Below are 16734 nucleotides of genomic sequence, written 5' to 3'. Positions count from 1 at the left end.
TTTCGCCGCGTGCGCAGTCATCGCGCCCCATGACGAGCCTATTGAGGAGACGATCATGCTTGAACTCAGACCTTTCAGCTCGCTGGGCGGCGCCCATCACGGCTGGCTGGATGCCCACCACCACTTTTCGTTTGCCGAGTATTACGACCCGCAGCGCATGAACTGGGGCAATTTGCGCGTATGGAACGACGACATCATTGCGTCGGGCACCGGTTTCCCCCAGCACCCGCACCGCGACATGGAAATCATCACCTATGTGCGTGAGGGCGCGATTACTCACCAGGACAATCTCGGCAACAAGGGCCGTACCGAGGCTGGCGACGTGCAAGTGATGAGCGCCGGTACCGGCATTGCTCACAGTGAATACAACCTGGAAGCCACGGAAACACGGATTTTCCAGATATGGATTCTGCCCACCGAAACCGGCGCGCCACCGTCGTGGGGCGCAAAACCGTTCCCGAAAGGCCAGCGCGAAGGCTTTGTCACATTGGCCAGCGGCAAGGATGGTGATGATCAAAGCCTGCGAATTCGCGCCGATGCACGGTTGGTGGCGGCCAATATCAAGGCCGGCGAAACCGCCGAATATCGATTGGATGAAGGTCGTCGCGCCTACCTCGTGCCGGCCACGGGGGTAATTGAAGTCAACGGTGTGCGCGCCCAGGCTCGCGATGGTGTTGCCGTCGCGCAGGAACGCGTGCTGACCGTCACGGCGATTGAGGACAGTGAAATCGTTTTGGTCGATCTGGCCTGACAGCGGATAAAAAAAGGGCAGCCCATTGGCTGCCCTTTTTCATACCGTCCGATTGCGCATCACTTGCTGGAAATAGCGCCATCCACCAAGGTTTGCGCTTCGGCCACCAGTTGCTTGAGGTGGTCGTCGCTGACGAAGCTTTCGGCGTAGATCTTGTAGATGTCCTCAGTGCCCGACGGGCGCGCGGCGAACCAGCCGTTCTCGGTCATCACCTTCAAGCCACCAATGGCCTGATCGTTGCCCGGTGCGTGGCTGAGAATGCTCTGAATTTTTTCGCCTGCCAGTTCGGTCGACGTGACCTGTGCCGGCGACAGCTTGCTCAGCAGCGCTTTCTGTTCAGGATTGGCCTTGGCATCCACGCGTACCGAGAACGGCTCGCCGAGTTCTGCAGTCAGTGCGTTGTAGGCCTGACTTGGGTCGCGACCGGTGCGTGCGGTCATTTCGGCAGCCAGCAAGGCCGGAATCAGGCCGTCCTTGTCGGTGCTCCAGACGCCGCCATCCTTGCGCAGGAACGATGCACCAGCGCTCTCCTCCCCGCCAAAACCCAGTGAACCGTCGAACAGACCGTCGGCGAACCATTTGAAGCCGACCGGCACTTCGTACAAACGCCGGCCCAGGCGCTTGGCCACGCGATCGATCAGGCCACTGCTGACCACGGTTTTACCCACGGCAGCGTCGGCGCGCCATTGCGGACGGTTCTGGAACAGGTAGTCGATGGACACTGCCAGGTAATTGTTCGGCGCGAGCAAACCACCGGACGGGGTCACGATGCCATGGCGATCGTGATCCGGATCGCAGGCGAAAGCCACGTCGAAACGCTCTTTCAAGCCGATCAGCCCTTGCATCGCGTGGCTGGACGACGGGTCCATGCGGATCTGGCCGTCCCAGTCGACCGTCATGAAACGGAAGGTCGAATCGACCGCTTTATTGACCACGTCCAGGTCCAGACGGTAATGCTCGGCGATGGCAGACCAGTAGCGCACCCCTGCTCCGCCCAATGGGTCAACACCCAGACGCAGTTTGGCGTCACGAATGGCATCGAAATCGATGACATTGATCAGGTCGGCGACATAGGTGTTGAGGTAGTCATGACGATGCGTGGTGCTGGCCTTCAGCGCCTGCTCGTAACTGATGCGTTTGACCCCGGCCAGTTTGTTGGCCAGCAGTTCGTTGGCCTTGGCTTCGATCCACTTGGTGATGTGGGTATCGGCCGGGCCACCGTTGGTTGGGTTGTATTTGTAGCCGCCGCTTTGTGGCGGATTGTGCGAAGGCGTAATGACGATGCCGTCGGCCAGGCCCGAGGTGCGACCACGGTTGTAGCACAGGATCGCGTGGGAGATCGCCGGCGTGGGCGTGTATTCGTCACCCTCGGCGATCATCACGGTCACGCCGTTGGCGGCGAGCACTTCCAGCGCACTCGCCCCGGCCGGGGTCGACAAGGCGTGGGTATCGATGCCGACGAACAAGGGACCGTTAATGCCCTGGGCTTCCCGATACAGGCAGATCGCCTGGCTGATCGCCAGAACATGCCATTCATTGAAACTCAAGTCGAAGGAGCTGCCCCGGTGACCGGACGTGCCGAACGCCACGCGCTGAGTGGAAACCGATGCATCAGGCTGGCCGGTGTAATAGGCCGTTACCAGTCGCGGGATATCGACCAACAATTCTGCCGGTGCCGGTTTGCCCGCAAAAGGACTGAGTGTCATGCAAAACCTCTGATAAAGAGTGGTTCAGGAAATACAGCGCAGTTTACTGGCAGTTTGACCGCAGTGCGATGGGATGTATCCGGGACATATCAGATGTTTTTTAACGTCAGTCACCGGGAGCAAGGCGCAAAGCATCACCGAGCATTCCGACCACAGTCGGCAGATCATGATCACCCTGCCCGAGGGCGCTCAAGCGCAGATGGTGGGCGTGCAAGCCATTGAGGCTGAACAGTTCGCCCGGTGCGATCAGCACTTGCTGCTTGAGCAGTCGCTGAAACACCGCGCTCATGTCCACCGCGCGCAATGAGCGCACCCAGACTGTCGCGCCTCCGAGCGGTTCGACAATGTGCAGGGTTTCACCCAGTCGCCCGCGCAGTAGCTGAATCAAATAGGTGCGGCGCTCCTTGAGCAGACGTCGCAGCACCTGCAAGTGGTGATCAATGCGTCCGCCAGCGTAGAGCCGGGCGATGGCCTTCTGGCGAATCGGCGACATGCGAAATGAACGCAACAGGAAGTGTCGGTGCAACTCATTGCGCCACTGACGCGATAACACAAACCCGTAAGGTGCTTCAGCGCCGATGATCTGCTCAAAGCTTGAAAACACCAGCAAGCGCTCCGGATCGAGCCAATTTCGCAGGCGTTGGCCGTCAAGTCGCTCATCCAGTTCGCTGTAACAGTCGTTTTCCAGTACCCAGGTGCCCCGGCGTGCAAGCAGGTCGGCAATGATGCGCCGATTGTCCGCGCACACCGGGCTGCCGTGAGGCATGTTCAGCGCTGACGACAACAGGATCAGGCGTACCGGTTCGGTTTCAAGCAATGCCTCAAGTCGCTGTGTATCCAACTCTCCAAGCGCCTGAAGCGGCAGTTCGATAACGCGCACGTCGTTGGCTTGCAGCAGGCGCAGGATGGTCCAGTCGCAAGGTGATTCGACCACGATCGTGGCGCGCCGCAAGTCGAGCACGCTGATCAATATCTCCAGAACGCCACGCAGGTCGGCACCGATGTAAACATCCTCGGCATGCCAGCAACGCGTGGCGGATGTCGTGTAGCGTGCGGCGAGGACTGTGCGCAGTTCCAGCTCGCCGCAGGGTTGTGTCGTGATCGGTGACTGACGCGGATATTGCCGCAACAGTTCGCGTTCCAGCATCAGCAGCGGGCCGTCGAGCGGCTGCACTGCAGCCGGATCATCGTGGCTCAACACGCACATATCGGGGCGTCTGGCATGAACGCACAGCGTTTCGAGCAAATCCTCACCGCTTCCCGGCGTCATCAACGGCGTCAGCGCTCGGGCGTAATAACCCGATTTTGCCACCGAATACACCCGCCCTTCCTTTTCCAGCAGTGAATAAGCGTACTGGATGGTCGAGATCGAAACATTCAAGCGCTCGGCGAGTTGTCGCAGCGACGGCAAACGCACCGGTTCGTTGCCGCCGGGTTCGTTGATCAACTGGTTCAGATAGCGATACACCGCTTGATAGGCAAAGTCGTTTTCTCGCAAGGTTTTCATCGGCGGCAACCCCGAGTCGATGCGCTGTCTGCCGGGTGAACATCCACGGTCAACCTTCCGCCGAGCGATCGCTGCCCATTGCGCCGCCACTGGTTTGCCCCTCAGGCGAGGCCGGTATCTGCACCTGCATGGCCTCCATCGCGTAGAGACGAGCAATCAGTCGTACCGGCAACCCGCTGACATCTGTCATCCATTTCAATACCTGCTCCGGCGCATGCAGGCCTTGCATGGCCCGATGCAGTTCCGGCAACGCCACGAGCATGCCGGGATGACAGCTGCGCAGGAATGGCTCCAGCTCGGCCCCGCCATTTACGAATGGGGCATACAGCAGGCAGATCAACTGGGCTTCGCTTATGTCGAATCCGGCCAGCAACGCGCTGCGTGCATGCTGTCGGCACGGTTCAAGGTCTGCATGATGACCAAACGTTGCCAGCCATTGTTCACGAACAGGTTCCGGCAAAGACTTTTGCTGCATCAGTTCAAGGTTGCGCTGGAGAAAGTCGCGAACCCCGGCCTCGTACGTGCGTCCCTCAAGGGAAACCGCTTGCAAGCCCTCCAGGTAAGCCGTGATCAGTGGATCGGCGAACTCGTTTTCGCTGGGTTGCTGCATGAGTTCGCCCGGCTGAAATCCGAGGAAGTCACTGAGCAACGGCCACCGCTCTTCGAGATTGCCCACGACCATGTCGTGGATATCGATAAAACACGTGCGTCGACAGGCCTCGAACTGACCTTCCGGGCGCCAGGGCGTTAGCTCGGATTCGGTATAAAACCCGCGGTAGAAATCCCCTTCCTGCCCGTCAAGCAACGCGAACAATTCCTCGAACGTGCCTGAATTGGACGGCAGCCCTCCCACGCCGGCTTTATGCAAGGCGCGACCAAGCCCCTCGAGGTAATGTTTCTGGCGTCGTAGCGGCTCACCGCTTACCAAAGCGTCGACACCGTTGTTCCAGCGGGCAACCTGGCCGTAGAGCCCGGCGGTGGCGAGGTACACGTCATCCCAGAGTTCGAGCTTTTCGCTACGGTCGCGGCGATGCGCGACCATCAGCAGGTTGACGCGATTGGCTTCGCGGCTGACCTCGCCCACAGGCGCCTGGTGATCAAAGGGCAATACTTCCCGATTATCAACCATCAACAACTCGACGCGCGGGTCGTCATAGAGAAACAACGCGCTGTAGCTGCGATGCAGGTTTTGCATGGCCGCGACATCATTGGCATTCCAGCGCAAGGTAGCCACCCGTAACTGGAAGGTCGCTGGCGCACGGCCGGCCAGACTCAACTGTGCAGCCCGGAGCAAAGCCAGGCTGTAGCAGCTGTCTCGGGAGCCGGATTGCACCACCATCACCTTGAAGTCACCGATGCGCTCCATGCCCCCGGCCGCCACCACGAGCCTATGGATCAATAGCTGCAACGCCGTGCGCTCGGCACGAGAAAAGAAGCTCATCAATCGTTGCAGCACTTGTTGGTAGACGTAGTTCATTGCCTGATCATGGATTGTGCTCATCAGTACTTCACCCGGTATCAAAATGTTCATATCACGCACCCCAATAGCGGGGCCCGTAAAAATTCATTAGCAATAGATATAGACGTTCAGATGCTAACACTTGCGAATGCGTAGTTATTTGAAACACTTAACCCGCAGGGCACTTGGCCACACTTCAATAATTGCTCGCAAACCATTGGTTCCAATAGGTATTTTTGAGCAGAAAAAATCCCCTAGGAAACTTCCCACAAGACCTCGGGACAAGTGAGTACAAGAAAAAAAGACGCAACTTCGGAATAGGACTACAGCCTTTAAACAGAAGTATTCGATATCAACGCCAATAGTCGATTTATATCGAGCGCTACAAATAGAATGCACAGCCATAGCTCATTCCTTGAGATGAAAGTAATCATTCAATTATCAGGGCTTATGGGGCGATTAGAAGATACAGATCGAGAGGAAAAACCGGTTCAGATGCTGAACCACCCGGGCAACGCACCCAGGCAATCTCGTTTTCAGGGGGGATTAAACGCAAAAGAGTCCGTGAGATCACGGACTCTTGGGTAACCGGTTCGGAATCAGGCCGGTTCGACTTGCAGGGCAACCCGTTCACGACACGGACATTCATCCATGTAGCGGTGAGCCTCGACAAACTCGTTGAACGCAAACACACGTGTCTTGAGTGGCAGCAGCACGCGATCGGCCGTCAACTGGTTGATGTCACGCAGCGCACGTTGCAGAGCGACGTGATCCTGGGTGATGCCCAACTCCGGCTTGCCGGTGAAGTTACCGATACAGTGCACGAAGAACTGAATGTTCTTCTGGAACGCTGCACAGGCCGGGAACGGCGTCTGGTTGCCACCTTGCAAGCCATACAACACCAGGCTGCCACGCGGTGCCAGGACATCGCCCAACAACGACATCTGTGGACCGCCAAGGCCATCGAATACCACGTCGACGCCGCGATTGTCGGTGATCTTGTTGATCCGCATCAGCAGATCTTCTTCCTCGGTGACAATCACCTTTTCGGCGCCAAGGGACAGCAGGTATTCGCGTTCTTCCGCCTCTTTGGTGGCGGCAATCACCCGTACGCCCATGGCCTTGCCCAACTGGACAAACGAAGGGCCGGCGCAGTGACTGGCGTCAGTCACCAGCGCAAATTGCCCCGGTTTGACCCGTGCCAGATCGGCGTAAGCAAAGTAAGCGATCAACAGCGGCGTGTAATGCACGCTGGCTTCGATCGGGCTGAGTACGTCTGGATAACGGGTCAGCGCGGTACGTGGCAGCACGATGGACTCGCCGTAGACCGGATAATCGTTCGCACTCTCGGCCGGGAAACTGGCGACCTTGTCGCCCACTGCCAGATCATCGACACCGTCACCGACAGCGGTGATCACGCCAGCCATCTCATGACCAAGGCCCGCAGGCAGTCGTGCCTGAGAAGAGGCCAGGTTCTGACGCCAGAGTGTGTCATACCAGCTGATGCCGATCGCTTCGACACGTACCTGCACTTCGCCAGGACCTGGCTGAGCGGCCGCATGCTCTTCGCATTTGAGCACCTCGGCCGGACCAAACTTGTGAAAACGGATCGTGCGGGACATCGCAAACCTCGTCAAAGTAACCTCTAATGCCATGAACTCTATCTGGGCTTTTAACCCAAGACTATCAGTGGCTATTAATAGTCGACATGCCTGTCATTGATTCCGCAGCAGCGGCGGCATTGGCAAAAACGATGAAAAACTGTTGCCACCGTCTCAGTAAAGCTGAATTTTCCGGTGCAGAGTACCAGCCTTTCCCCGTAAGATTCATGCCGGCCATTGTTCTCATATGGCCGCTCTCGTCAAGCTTGATGACTCTGCCAGGACTCCAGATGAATCGTAATGACCTGCGTCGTGTCGACCTGAACCTGTTGATCGTATTCGAAACATTGATGCACGAGCGCAGTGTGACCCGGGCGGCGGAAAAGCTGTTTCTCGGTCAACCGGCGATCAGTGCGGCGCTCTCGCGCCTGCGCAGCCTGTTCGACGATCCGTTGTTTGTCCGCACCGGGCGCAGCATGGAACCGTCCGCCCGCGCGGTGGAAATCTTCGCCCTGCTCTCGCCCGCCCTCGACTCCATCTCCACGGCAGTCAGCCGCGCGGCGGAATTCGATCCGGCCACCAGCACTTCGGTGTTCCGCATCGGCTTGTCCGATGACGTTGAATTCGCCCTGCTGCCGATGCTGCTCAAGCGCCTGCGCGCCGAAGCGCCGGGCATCGTGCTGGTGATCCGTCGCGTCAATTACATATTGATGCCGGGCCTGTTGGCCTCCGGTGAGATATCCATCGGTGTCAGCTACACCACCGACTTGCCGGCCAACGCCAAGCGCAAGGTCTTGCGCCGCAGCGCGCCGAAACTGCTGCGCGCCGACACCGTGCCGGGGCCGCTGAGCCTGGATGATTACTGCGCCCGACCGCATGCGCTGGTGTCATTTGCTGGCGATCTCAGTGGCTTCATCGATGAAGAACTGGAGAAGCTCGGGCGCAAGCGCCACGTCGTATTGGCGGTGCCGCAGTTCAATGGCTTGAGCACGTTGCTCGCCGGCACCGACATTGTGGCGACAGTGCCGGATTACACCGCCGAAGCGTTGACGGCTGCCGGCGGTGTTCGGGCGGAAGATCCACCGTTGCCGACGCGCACGTTCGAACTGCACATGGCTTGGCGCGGCTCGCAGGATAATGATCCGGGGGAGCGCTGGTTACGATCGCGGATTCAGATGTTCTTTGGCGATCCGGACAGTCTTGAGCTGCCTGCGAATTAAGCGGGCAGCCATACCTTTCAAACGCCGGCCTGGGGCCGGCTGAAGCGATAAATCGACAGGCAGTAAAACGCCAGCGCCAACGCCGCCAGCATTCCGCCGACAGCGCCGATATAAGCAAAGCCGAACTGGCTGCCGACCCAACTCCCGACGAGCGCGCCGCCGCCGATGCCGATGTTGTAGATCCCGGAAAACAGCGCCATCGCCACGTCGGTGGCATCGGGCGCCAGCACCAGGACTTTCGACTGCAACGCCAGCCCGAACCCCATGATCGCCATGCCCCAGAACACACTTAGCACGCCGAGGTACGAGACGTTGCCGCTCAAGGGCAACAACGAGGCCAGGCACAGAGCGAGCAACGACACGCAGATAATCAGAAAGCGCTGAGGGTTATAGCTGTGCAGGTAGCTGAACAGCAGCGAACCGAAAATACCGGCGCCGCCGAATAACAACAGGATCAGCGTCACCATCTCGCCACTCATGCCCGCCACGCTCAGAATGAACGGCTCGATGTAGCTGTAGGCGGTGAACTGTGCGGTCACGACCATGGCGGTCAGGAAATAGATTGCCACCAGCGCTGGTCGCTTCAACAACACAGGCAGACTTTTAAGGGATCCGGAGTTCTGGCTGGGCAGCAACGGCAGAACCCTCGCCAGACACAAAACCAGCATGGCCGCGAACGCTGCGATCACGATAAATGTCGTGCGCCAGCCCATCGCCTCGCCCAGCAACCGGCCAAGGGGAATTCCCAGCACCATCGCCAGCGAAGTACCGGTTGCCAGCAACCCCAGGGCCTGAACCTGCTTGCCCGCTGGCGCCAACCGCACCGCCAGCGACGCCGTGATCGACCAGAACAGTGCATGCGATAACGCCACACCGATACGGCTCACCATCAGTACACCGAAATTGGTCGCCAGACTCGACAGAATGTGACTGCCGATAAACATCCCAAACAGCACGATCAACAGCCGGCGCCGCTCGATGTTGCGCGTCAGCAGCATGATGGGCAGCGAAGTCAGAGACACTACCCACGCATAAATCGTCAGCATCAGGCCGACCTGCGCCGTCGACATGTCGAAGCTGCCGCCAATCGCACTCAGCAGACCGACAGGCACAAACTCGGTGGTGTTGAACACAAATGCGGCAAGGGCCAGGGTAATCACTGCGTACCAGTTTCCGCCGGTTGTAGTCGTAGAATTACTCATTTAAACGTCGTTTTACTCTTGGCTGATCGCGGGCACTCGATCTGTGCCCTCTATGGGTTGTCTTGCATGGCTATTCTGCCGATCCAGCGCGCCTGTGTCGTCCAAATAACAGCCATGATGGCAAAGTGATAATGACAAATCTGGTAATACAGTTTACTTTGTCGCCGCCTCGACCGCTGGAGAGTCGGGCTTTCGAACTCAGTTAAGGAAAACGATGGCAATGGTCTATTGTCGTGCTTGCGCCAAGGAGCTACACGAATCGGCGCTCACCTGCCCCCAGTGCGGGGCCAGCCAACAGGCCTTCGTGCCGCAAACGCAAGCCGAAGTACCCTGGCTGGCCATCGTCTCGATGATCCTCGGAATCATCTGCGCACTCACGCTGTTTGATGATTCCGAATGGGACGCTGACACGCTCCTCGGTGTTGGCTTTTTCAGCATCGCCGGTCTCGCCTGCGGCATCATTTGCATCAACCAAAAACACTCAGGAAGAAACCTCGCGATCGCCGGCATCATTTTGTCTGGCCTTACCGCGCTGGTTTTGCTGTGTCTATCGATTGAATAAATTTTAGGGAAAAAATTATGAGCATGGTTTTCTGCCGCGGTTGCGCCAAAGAAATAAGTACGCTGGCGCTGGCCTGCCCTCAGTGCGGCGCACCTCAGGCACCCCAGGCAGCACAGCAGTCCTACGCAAGCGGTCCTGCCATCACAACAGGTAATCCTTACCTTGAGGCATTGAAGAACTACGCGGTATTCAATGGTCGTGCTACGCGTCGTGAATACTGGTTGTTCTTCCTGATCAACATGGGTGTCGCGTTTGTCATGGGCTTCATTGACGGTTTTTTCCAAACCGGCGGGGTTCTGCAACTTCTTTATAATCTGGCGCTGCTGGTACCGAGCATTGCCGTCGGTGTCCGCCGTATGCACGACACGGATCGCAGCGGCTGGTGGTTGCTGCTACCGATCGTCAACATCGTGTTCCTGGCACAAGATAGCCAGCCGGGCCCGAACCGCTTCGGTGCGAACCGCAAAGGCATCAACTGAAACACCTCGGCATCTAGCTGATCGAGACGGCCTTCATGGCCGTCTCTTCGTTTCTGGCATTCGGACTTTTTCCGTTGCCTGCCACGCGGCCCATCATGAAACTTTCATTATGGATATTGATAGCACCCTAACGAAAGGTGCATGCTAGAGGGCTCGATTCGGTCTTATATCATTCCGAATGATAGTTATCTTTGCTTCATTCGATTCGTGCCATCACACCCCGCCGAGCATCATCCGCCCATCTTCAATACATTGGCGGATGCATCCATGGAACAGTCACTCAAACATTTGCGCTTCCCGTTGGCCTTGTTGGCCGTACTGGTGATGAGCGCCTGCGGCAAGACTCCGGAGACTGCCGCCACCCCGCCTGCTGCAAAAGTCAGCGTGGCCAAGGTGATCGAGCAACCGGTCAACGAGTGGGACGAATTCACCGGACGTCTTGAAGCGCCGGAAACTGTTGAAATTCGTCCACGGGTCTCCGGCCAGATCGACGATGTTGCCTTCACCGAAGGTGCTCTGGTCAAAAAAGGCGACCTGCTGTTCCAGATCGACCCGCGTCCATTCCAGGCAGAGGTTCGCCGCCTCGAAGCCTTGGTCGCCCAATCCCGCGCCAATGCCACCCGCAGTGAAAACGAAGCCGGTCGCGGTGAACGTCTGCGTGCCAGCAACGCGATTTCTGCCGAACTGGCCGATTCGCGCACCAGCGCTGCACAAGAAGCCCGCGCCGCCGTCGGTGCCCTGCAAGCGCAACTGGATCTGGCCAAACTCAACCTCAGCTTCACCCGCGTAACCGCGCCGATCACTGGCCGCGTCAGCCGTGCCGAGATCACCGCCGGTAACCTGGTCACCGCCGACACCACGCCATTGACCAGCGTGGTTTCCACCGACCGCGTCTACGCCTACTTCGACGCTGACGAGCGCGTATTCCTCAAATACACGCAACTGGCCCGTAACGGTCAGCGCGGCGCAACCACCCCGGTGTACATGGGCCTGTCCAACGAAGACGGCAATCCGCACCTTGGTCAGATGAACTTCGTCGACAACCAGGTCAACCCGAAAACCGGCACCATCCGTGGTCGTGCGGTGTTCGACAACAGCGACGGCACTTACACCCCGGGCCTGTACGCACGATTGAAGCTGGTTGGTAGCGGCACTTACAACGCCATGCTGATCAATGACGAAGCCGTTGGTACTGACCTCGGCAAGAAGTTCGTGCTGGTGATGGATGCGGACAACAACACCGCGTACCGCGCCGTCGAACTCGGCCCGAAAATCGAAGGCCTGCGTATTGTGCGCACCGGTCTGAACAAGGACGACACGATCATCGTCAAGGGTCTGCAACGGGTTCGTCCTGGTTCACCGGTCACTCCAGAAGTGGTGCCGATGGCCAGCGAACAAACCATCGCGGCACTCGCTCAACAACGTCAAGCGCTGGAAGCCAGCAACCTGCCTAAAGTCGCCCCTGCCAAAGGCGCGTCCGGTGCGGTTGTGAAGCTGGCCGCCACGACCCCACGCGGTTAAGGGACGACAACTCCGATGAATTTTTCCCAATTCTTCATTTCACGGCCGATCTTCGCAGCGGTGCTGTCGCTGCTGATCCTGATCGCCGGCGCGATCTCGCTGTTCCAGTTGCCGATCAGCGAATACCCGGAAGTCGTGCCACCGACCGTAGTGGTCCGTGCGAACTTCCCGGGTGCCAACCCTAAAGTCATCGGTGAAACCGTGGCCGCTCCGCTGGAGCAAGCCATTACCGGCGTCGAGAACATGCTGTACATGTCCTCGCAGTCGACCGCCGACGGCAAGATCACCCTGACCATCACCTTCGCTCTGGGCACTGACCTGGACAACGCGCAGGTGCAGGTGCAAAACCGGGTGACCCGTACCGAGCCGAAACTTCCCGAGGAAGTGACGCGCATCGGTATCACCGTCGACAAGGCTTCGCCCGACCTGACCATGGTTGTGCACTTGACCTCGCCGGACAAACGCTACGACATGCTCTACCTGTCGAACTACGCCATCCTAAACATCAAGGATGAGCTGGCGCGTCTGAACGGTGTCGGTGACGTGCAACTGTTCGGTATGGGCGATTACTCGCTGCGTGTCTGGCTCGACCCGAACAAAACCGCTTCGCGCAATCTGACCGCGACCGATGTGGTCACCGCCATTCGTGAACAGAACCGTCAGGTCGCTGCCGGTCAATTGGGCGCGCCTCCTGCGCCGAATGCCCAGAGCTTCCAGCTGTCGGTCAACACTCAGGGCCGTCTGGTCTCCGAAGAGGAATTCGAGAACATCGTCATTCGCGCAGGCGACGACGGAGAAATCACGCGCCTCAAGGACATCGCCCGCGTCGAGTTGGGTTCCAGCCAATACGCGTTGCGCTCGTTGCTGGACAACCAGCCGGCAGTGGCCATCCCGATCTTCCAGCGCCCAGGCTCCAACGCCATCGACATCTCCAACGATGTTCGCGGCAAGATGGAGGAGCTGAAGAAAAACTTCCCGCAAGGCATGGACTATAGCATCGTCTATGACCCGACGATCTTCGTGCGTGGCTCGATCGAAGCGGTGGTTCACACCCTCTTCGAAGCCCTGATCCTCGTGGTTCTGGTGGTGATCCTGTTCCTGCAAACCTGGCGTGCCTCGATCATTCCGTTGGTGGCGGTGCCGGTATCGTTGATCGGTACGTTTGCGGTGATGCACCTGTTTGGCTTCTCGCTTAACGCGCTGTCGCTGTTCGGACTGGTACTGGCCATTGGTATCGTGGTGGACGACGCCATCGTGGTGGTGGAAAACGTCGAACGGAACATCGGACTCGGATTGACGCCGGTCGAAGCCACCAAACGAGCGATGCGTGAAGTGACCGGCCCGATCGTTGCCACGGCCCTGGTGCTGTGTGCGGTGTTCATTCCGGCGGCCTTCATCTCCGGTCTCACCGGGCAGTTCTACAAGCAATTCGCACTGACCATCGCCATCTCGACTGTTATCTCGGCGTTCAATTCGCTGACCCTGTCGCCAGCGCTGGCCGCTGTGTTGCTGAGAAGCCATGACGCACCGAAAGACCGCTTCTCCAAGGTGCTCGACAAGATCTTCGGTGGCTGGCTGTTCCGTCCGTTCAACCGCTTCTTCGACCGCGCCAGTCATGGCTACGTCGGTACGGTGGGCCGGGTTATCCGCAGCAGTGGCATCGCCCTTCTGCTGTACGCAGGCCTGATGGTGCTGACCTTCTTCGGTTTCTCCAATACACCGACCGGTTTCGTACCCGGCCAAGACAAGCAATACCTCGTAGCCTTCGCGCAACTGCCGGACGCCTCGAGCCTGGATCGCACCGAAGACGTGATCAAACGCATGTCCGACATGGCGCTGAAACAGCCAGGCGTGGAAAGCGCCGTAGCGTTCCCGGGCCTGTCGATCAACGGCTTCACCAACAGCCCGAACGCCGGCATCGTGTTCGTGACCCTGAAACCGTTCGACGAGCGTAAAGACCCGAGCATGTCCGCCGGTGCAATCGCCGGGGCCCTGAACGGTCAGTTCGCCAACATTCAAGAAGCGTACATGGCGATCTTCCCGCCTCCGCCGGTACAAGGTCTGGGCACCATTGGTGGTTTCCGCCTGCAAATCGAAGACCGGGGCAACCTGGGCTACGACGAGCTGTACAAAGAAACCATGAACATCATCAACAAGAGCCACAACGTGCCGGAACTGGCAGGCCTGTTCACCAGTTACACGGTGAACGTGCCACAGGTCGATGCCGCCATCGACCGTGAAAAAGCCAAGACCCACGGCGTGGCCGTCAGCGACATCTTCGACACCCTGCAGATTTATCTGGGTTCGCTGTATGCCAACGACTTCAACCGCTTTGGTCGCACCTATCAGGTCAACGTTCAGGCCGAGCAGCAGTTCCGCCTCGAATCCGATCAGATCGGTCAGCTGAAAGTACGCAACAACAAGGGCGAAATGATTCCGCTGGCGACCTTCATCAAGGTCAGCGACACCTCGGGCCCGGATCGCGTGATGCACTACAACGGCTTCATCACCGCAGAAATCAACGGTGCCGCAGCTCCAGGCTACAGCTCCGGCCAGGCCGAAAAAGCCATCGAGAAACTGCTCAAGGAAGAACTTCCGAACGGCATGACCTACGAATGGACCGACCTGACCTATCAGCAGATTCTGTCCGGCAACACCGCGCTGTTCGTGTTCCCGCTCTGCGTACTGCTGGCGTTCCTGGTACTCGCGGCGCAATACGAAAGCTGGAGCCTGCCACTGGCGGTGATCCTGATCGTACCGATGACCCTGCTCTCGGCCATTACCGGCGTGATCATCTCGGGCGGTGACAACAACATCTTCACCCAGATCGGTTTGATCGTACTGGTGGGACTTGCGTGTAAGAACGCGATTCTGATCGTCGAGTTTGCCAAGGACAAACAGGAAGAAGGTCTCGGCCCGCTCGCGGCGGTACTGGAAGCCTGCCGCCTGCGTCTGCGGCCGATCCTGATGACCTCCTTCGCGTTCATCATGGGTGTGGTGCCATTGGTGTTCTCCAGCGGTGCCGGTGCCGAGATGCGTCATGCCATGGGTGTGGCGGTGTTCTCCGGGATGCTTGGGGTGACCTTCTTCGGTCTGTTGCTGACACCGGTGTTCTACGTACTGATCCGCAACTTTGTTGAACGCAGTGAAGCCCGCAAAGCGGCCAAAGCTCTGAAACTGGAGGCGCAACAATGAGTCTGAAAGTCTTCCTGCCGAGTCTGCTGGTGTTGGCCCTCAGCGCCTGCGCCGTCGGCCCCGACTACAAGACCCCAGCCACGGAGGCGGCCAACATCACGGCCGCCACCGATGGCGCCGCCGGGCAAAAGAACTTCGACCGTTCGAAATTCGAAGGCATCTGGTGGCAGCAGTTCGACGACCCAACCCTCAACCAGTTGGTGACCCAGTCGCTGCAAGGCAACCGTGATCTGCGCGTGGCGTTCGCTCGCTGGAAGGCCGCCCGCGCTATCCGCGACGACGCCAGCAACGATGCGATGCCGACCATCACCAGCCGCGCCAGCAGTGATCTGGCCAAGGGGCAAATCCCTGGCCAGACCACCAACCGGGTCAATAGCGAACGCTACGACCTCGGCTTGGACATGGCTTGGGAGCTCGATCTGTTCGGGCGTATCCAGCGCAATCTGGAAGCCAGCGACGCCGACCAGCAAGCTGCCGAAGCCGATCTGTACCAGTTGCAAGTCACCATGATTGCCGAACTGGTGGATGCTTACGGTCAATTGCGCGGCGCCCAGTTGCGGGAAAAGATCGCCGTGGCCAACCTGAACAACCAGCAGGAGTCGCGCAAGATCACCATCAGCCTGCGTGACGCCGGCGTCGGCGATCAACTCGATGTCGAACGTGCCGATGCGCGTCTGGCCTCGGTCGAAGCCAGCGTGCCGCAGTTGCAGGCAGAACAGGTTCGGCAGAAAAACCGTATCGCCACCCTGCTCGGTGAACGTCCGGACAAGCTGACCGTCGACCTGAGTCCAAAAGACTTGCCGGCGATTGCCAAGGCCTTGCCGATCGGCAATCCCGGTGAGCTGCTGCAACGTCGCCCGGACATCCTCAGTGCTGAACGCCAACTGGCCTCGGCCACGGCGCGCATCGGCGTGGCGAAAGCCGATCTGTTCCCACGGGTCAGCCTCAGCGGTTTCCTTGGCTGGACGGCCGGACGCGGTTCGCAGATCGGTTCCTCGGCGGCCAACGCCTGGGCGCTGGGCCCGAGCATCACTTGGGCCGCGTTCGATCTGGGCAGTGTGCGTGCCCGCTTGCGCGGCGCCGATGCCGATGCCGAAGGCGCGCTGGCGACTTACGAGCAGCAAGTGCTGCTGGCACTCGAAGAGTCGGAAAACGCTTTCAGCGATTACGGCAAACGTCAGCAACGCCTGATCTCGCTGATCCGTCAGAGTGAATCGAGCCGCAAGGCTGCCGATCTAGCTGAAATTCGCTATCGCGAAGGCACCACGGACTTCCTGGTGCTGCTCGACGCACAGCGTGAACGTCTGAACGCTGAAGACACGCAAGCGCAGGCCGAAGTCGATCTGTATCGCGGCATTGTCGCGATCTACAAAGCCCTTGGCGGCGGCTGGCAACCGGAGACTGTCGCCAGCCAGTAATGGTTTGTTAAAGAGCTCCTTTGGTTGGCCGCAACCAACCAAATTCTTTGCCCCGCGTATCATTCGGTCGCGGGGCTTTTTTGTGCCTCCCCAAATTTTCGCCCCCCCAAAAT

Annotated in this window: 12 protein-coding genes; 7 read left to right on the top strand and 5 right to left on the bottom strand. The window is 58.9% G+C overall.

What is annotated here, in order from left to right:
- Positions 1-55: 55 nt before the first annotated feature.
- Positions 56-751, top strand: a complete 696-nt coding sequence (locus AC3Y64_RS13440) for a pirin family protein (RefSeq protein WP_489987837.1) — start codon at positions 56-58, stop codon at positions 749-751.
- Positions 752-810: 59 nt separating this feature from the next.
- Here the strand turns inward: AC3Y64_RS13440 and pgm are convergent, their stop codons facing one another.
- The 4 genes from pgm to AC3Y64_RS13420 form a co-directional block, all read right to left on the bottom strand.
- Positions 811-2457: a phosphoglucomutase (alpha-D-glucose-1,6-bisphosphate-dependent) gene (gene pgm, locus AC3Y64_RS13435; RefSeq protein ID WP_489987836.1), complete on the bottom strand. Its 1647-nt coding sequence runs from the start codon at positions 2455-2457 to the stop codon at positions 811-813.
- A 106-nt stretch (positions 2458-2563) separates the two neighbouring features.
- Positions 2564-3964, bottom strand: coding sequence for an aminotransferase-like domain-containing protein (locus AC3Y64_RS13430; protein ID WP_489987835.1), 1401 nt, complete (start codon positions 3962-3964; stop codon positions 2564-2566).
- A gap of 49 nt (positions 3965-4013) precedes the next feature.
- Positions 4014-5465: a hypothetical protein gene (locus tag AC3Y64_RS13425; protein WP_489987834.1), complete on the bottom strand. Its 1452-nt coding sequence runs from the start codon at positions 5463-5465 to the stop codon at positions 4014-4016.
- Between the two features lie 557 nt (positions 5466-6022).
- Positions 6023-7045, bottom strand: a complete 1023-nt coding sequence (locus AC3Y64_RS13420) for a zinc-dependent alcohol dehydrogenase family protein (RefSeq protein ID WP_489987833.1) — start codon at positions 7043-7045, stop codon at positions 6023-6025.
- A 269-nt stretch (positions 7046-7314) separates the two neighbouring features.
- On the opposite strand from AC3Y64_RS13420, the gene AC3Y64_RS13415 reads away from it, so the two are divergent.
- On the top strand, positions 7315-8244 hold the full coding sequence (locus AC3Y64_RS13415; RefSeq protein WP_122595888.1) for a LysR family transcriptional regulator: 930 nt from the start codon (positions 7315-7317) through the stop codon (positions 8242-8244).
- A 17-nt stretch (positions 8245-8261) separates the two neighbouring features.
- On the opposite strand, the gene AC3Y64_RS13410 is transcribed toward AC3Y64_RS13415, so the two are convergent.
- Entirely contained in the window at positions 8262-9446 is a 1185-nt protein-coding gene (locus tag AC3Y64_RS13410; protein ID WP_489987832.1) for a sugar transporter, read from the bottom strand.
- Positions 9447-9660: 214 nt separating this feature from the next.
- Between AC3Y64_RS13410 and AC3Y64_RS13405 the strand changes: the two genes are divergently transcribed.
- From AC3Y64_RS13405 to AC3Y64_RS13385, 5 genes are all read left to right on the top strand, one after another.
- On the top strand, positions 9661-10008 hold the full coding sequence (locus AC3Y64_RS13405; RefSeq protein WP_489987831.1) for a DUF4190 domain-containing protein: 348 nt from the start codon (positions 9661-9663) through the stop codon (positions 10006-10008).
- Between the two features lie 17 nt (positions 10009-10025).
- On the top strand, positions 10026-10487 hold the full coding sequence (locus tag AC3Y64_RS13400) for a DUF805 domain-containing protein (RefSeq protein WP_158959539.1): 462 nt from the start codon (positions 10026-10028) through the stop codon (positions 10485-10487).
- Positions 10488-10754: 267 nt separating this feature from the next.
- A complete protein-coding gene (gene mexE, locus AC3Y64_RS13395) occupies positions 10755-12008 on the top strand; it encodes a multidrug efflux RND transporter periplasmic adaptor subunit MexE (RefSeq protein ID WP_158959540.1) in 1254 nt (417 codons plus the stop codon).
- Between the two features lie 15 nt (positions 12009-12023).
- Complete coding sequence (locus AC3Y64_RS13390; protein WP_489987830.1) at positions 12024-15203, top strand: efflux RND transporter permease subunit; 3180 nt, start codon at positions 12024-12026, stop codon at positions 15201-15203.
- Entirely contained in the window at positions 15200-16621 is a 1422-nt protein-coding gene (locus AC3Y64_RS13385) for an efflux transporter outer membrane subunit (protein ID WP_489987829.1), read from the top strand. Before AC3Y64_RS13390 ends, AC3Y64_RS13385 begins: the two co-directional genes overlap by 4 nt.
- Positions 16622-16734: the final 113 nt, after the last annotated feature.

Source organism: Pseudomonas sp. 4CAES_32.4, from assembly GCF_058136335.1.
The sequence above is the reverse complement of the archived record's forward strand: the minus strand, read 5'-3'. Positions and strand labels throughout refer to the sequence as shown.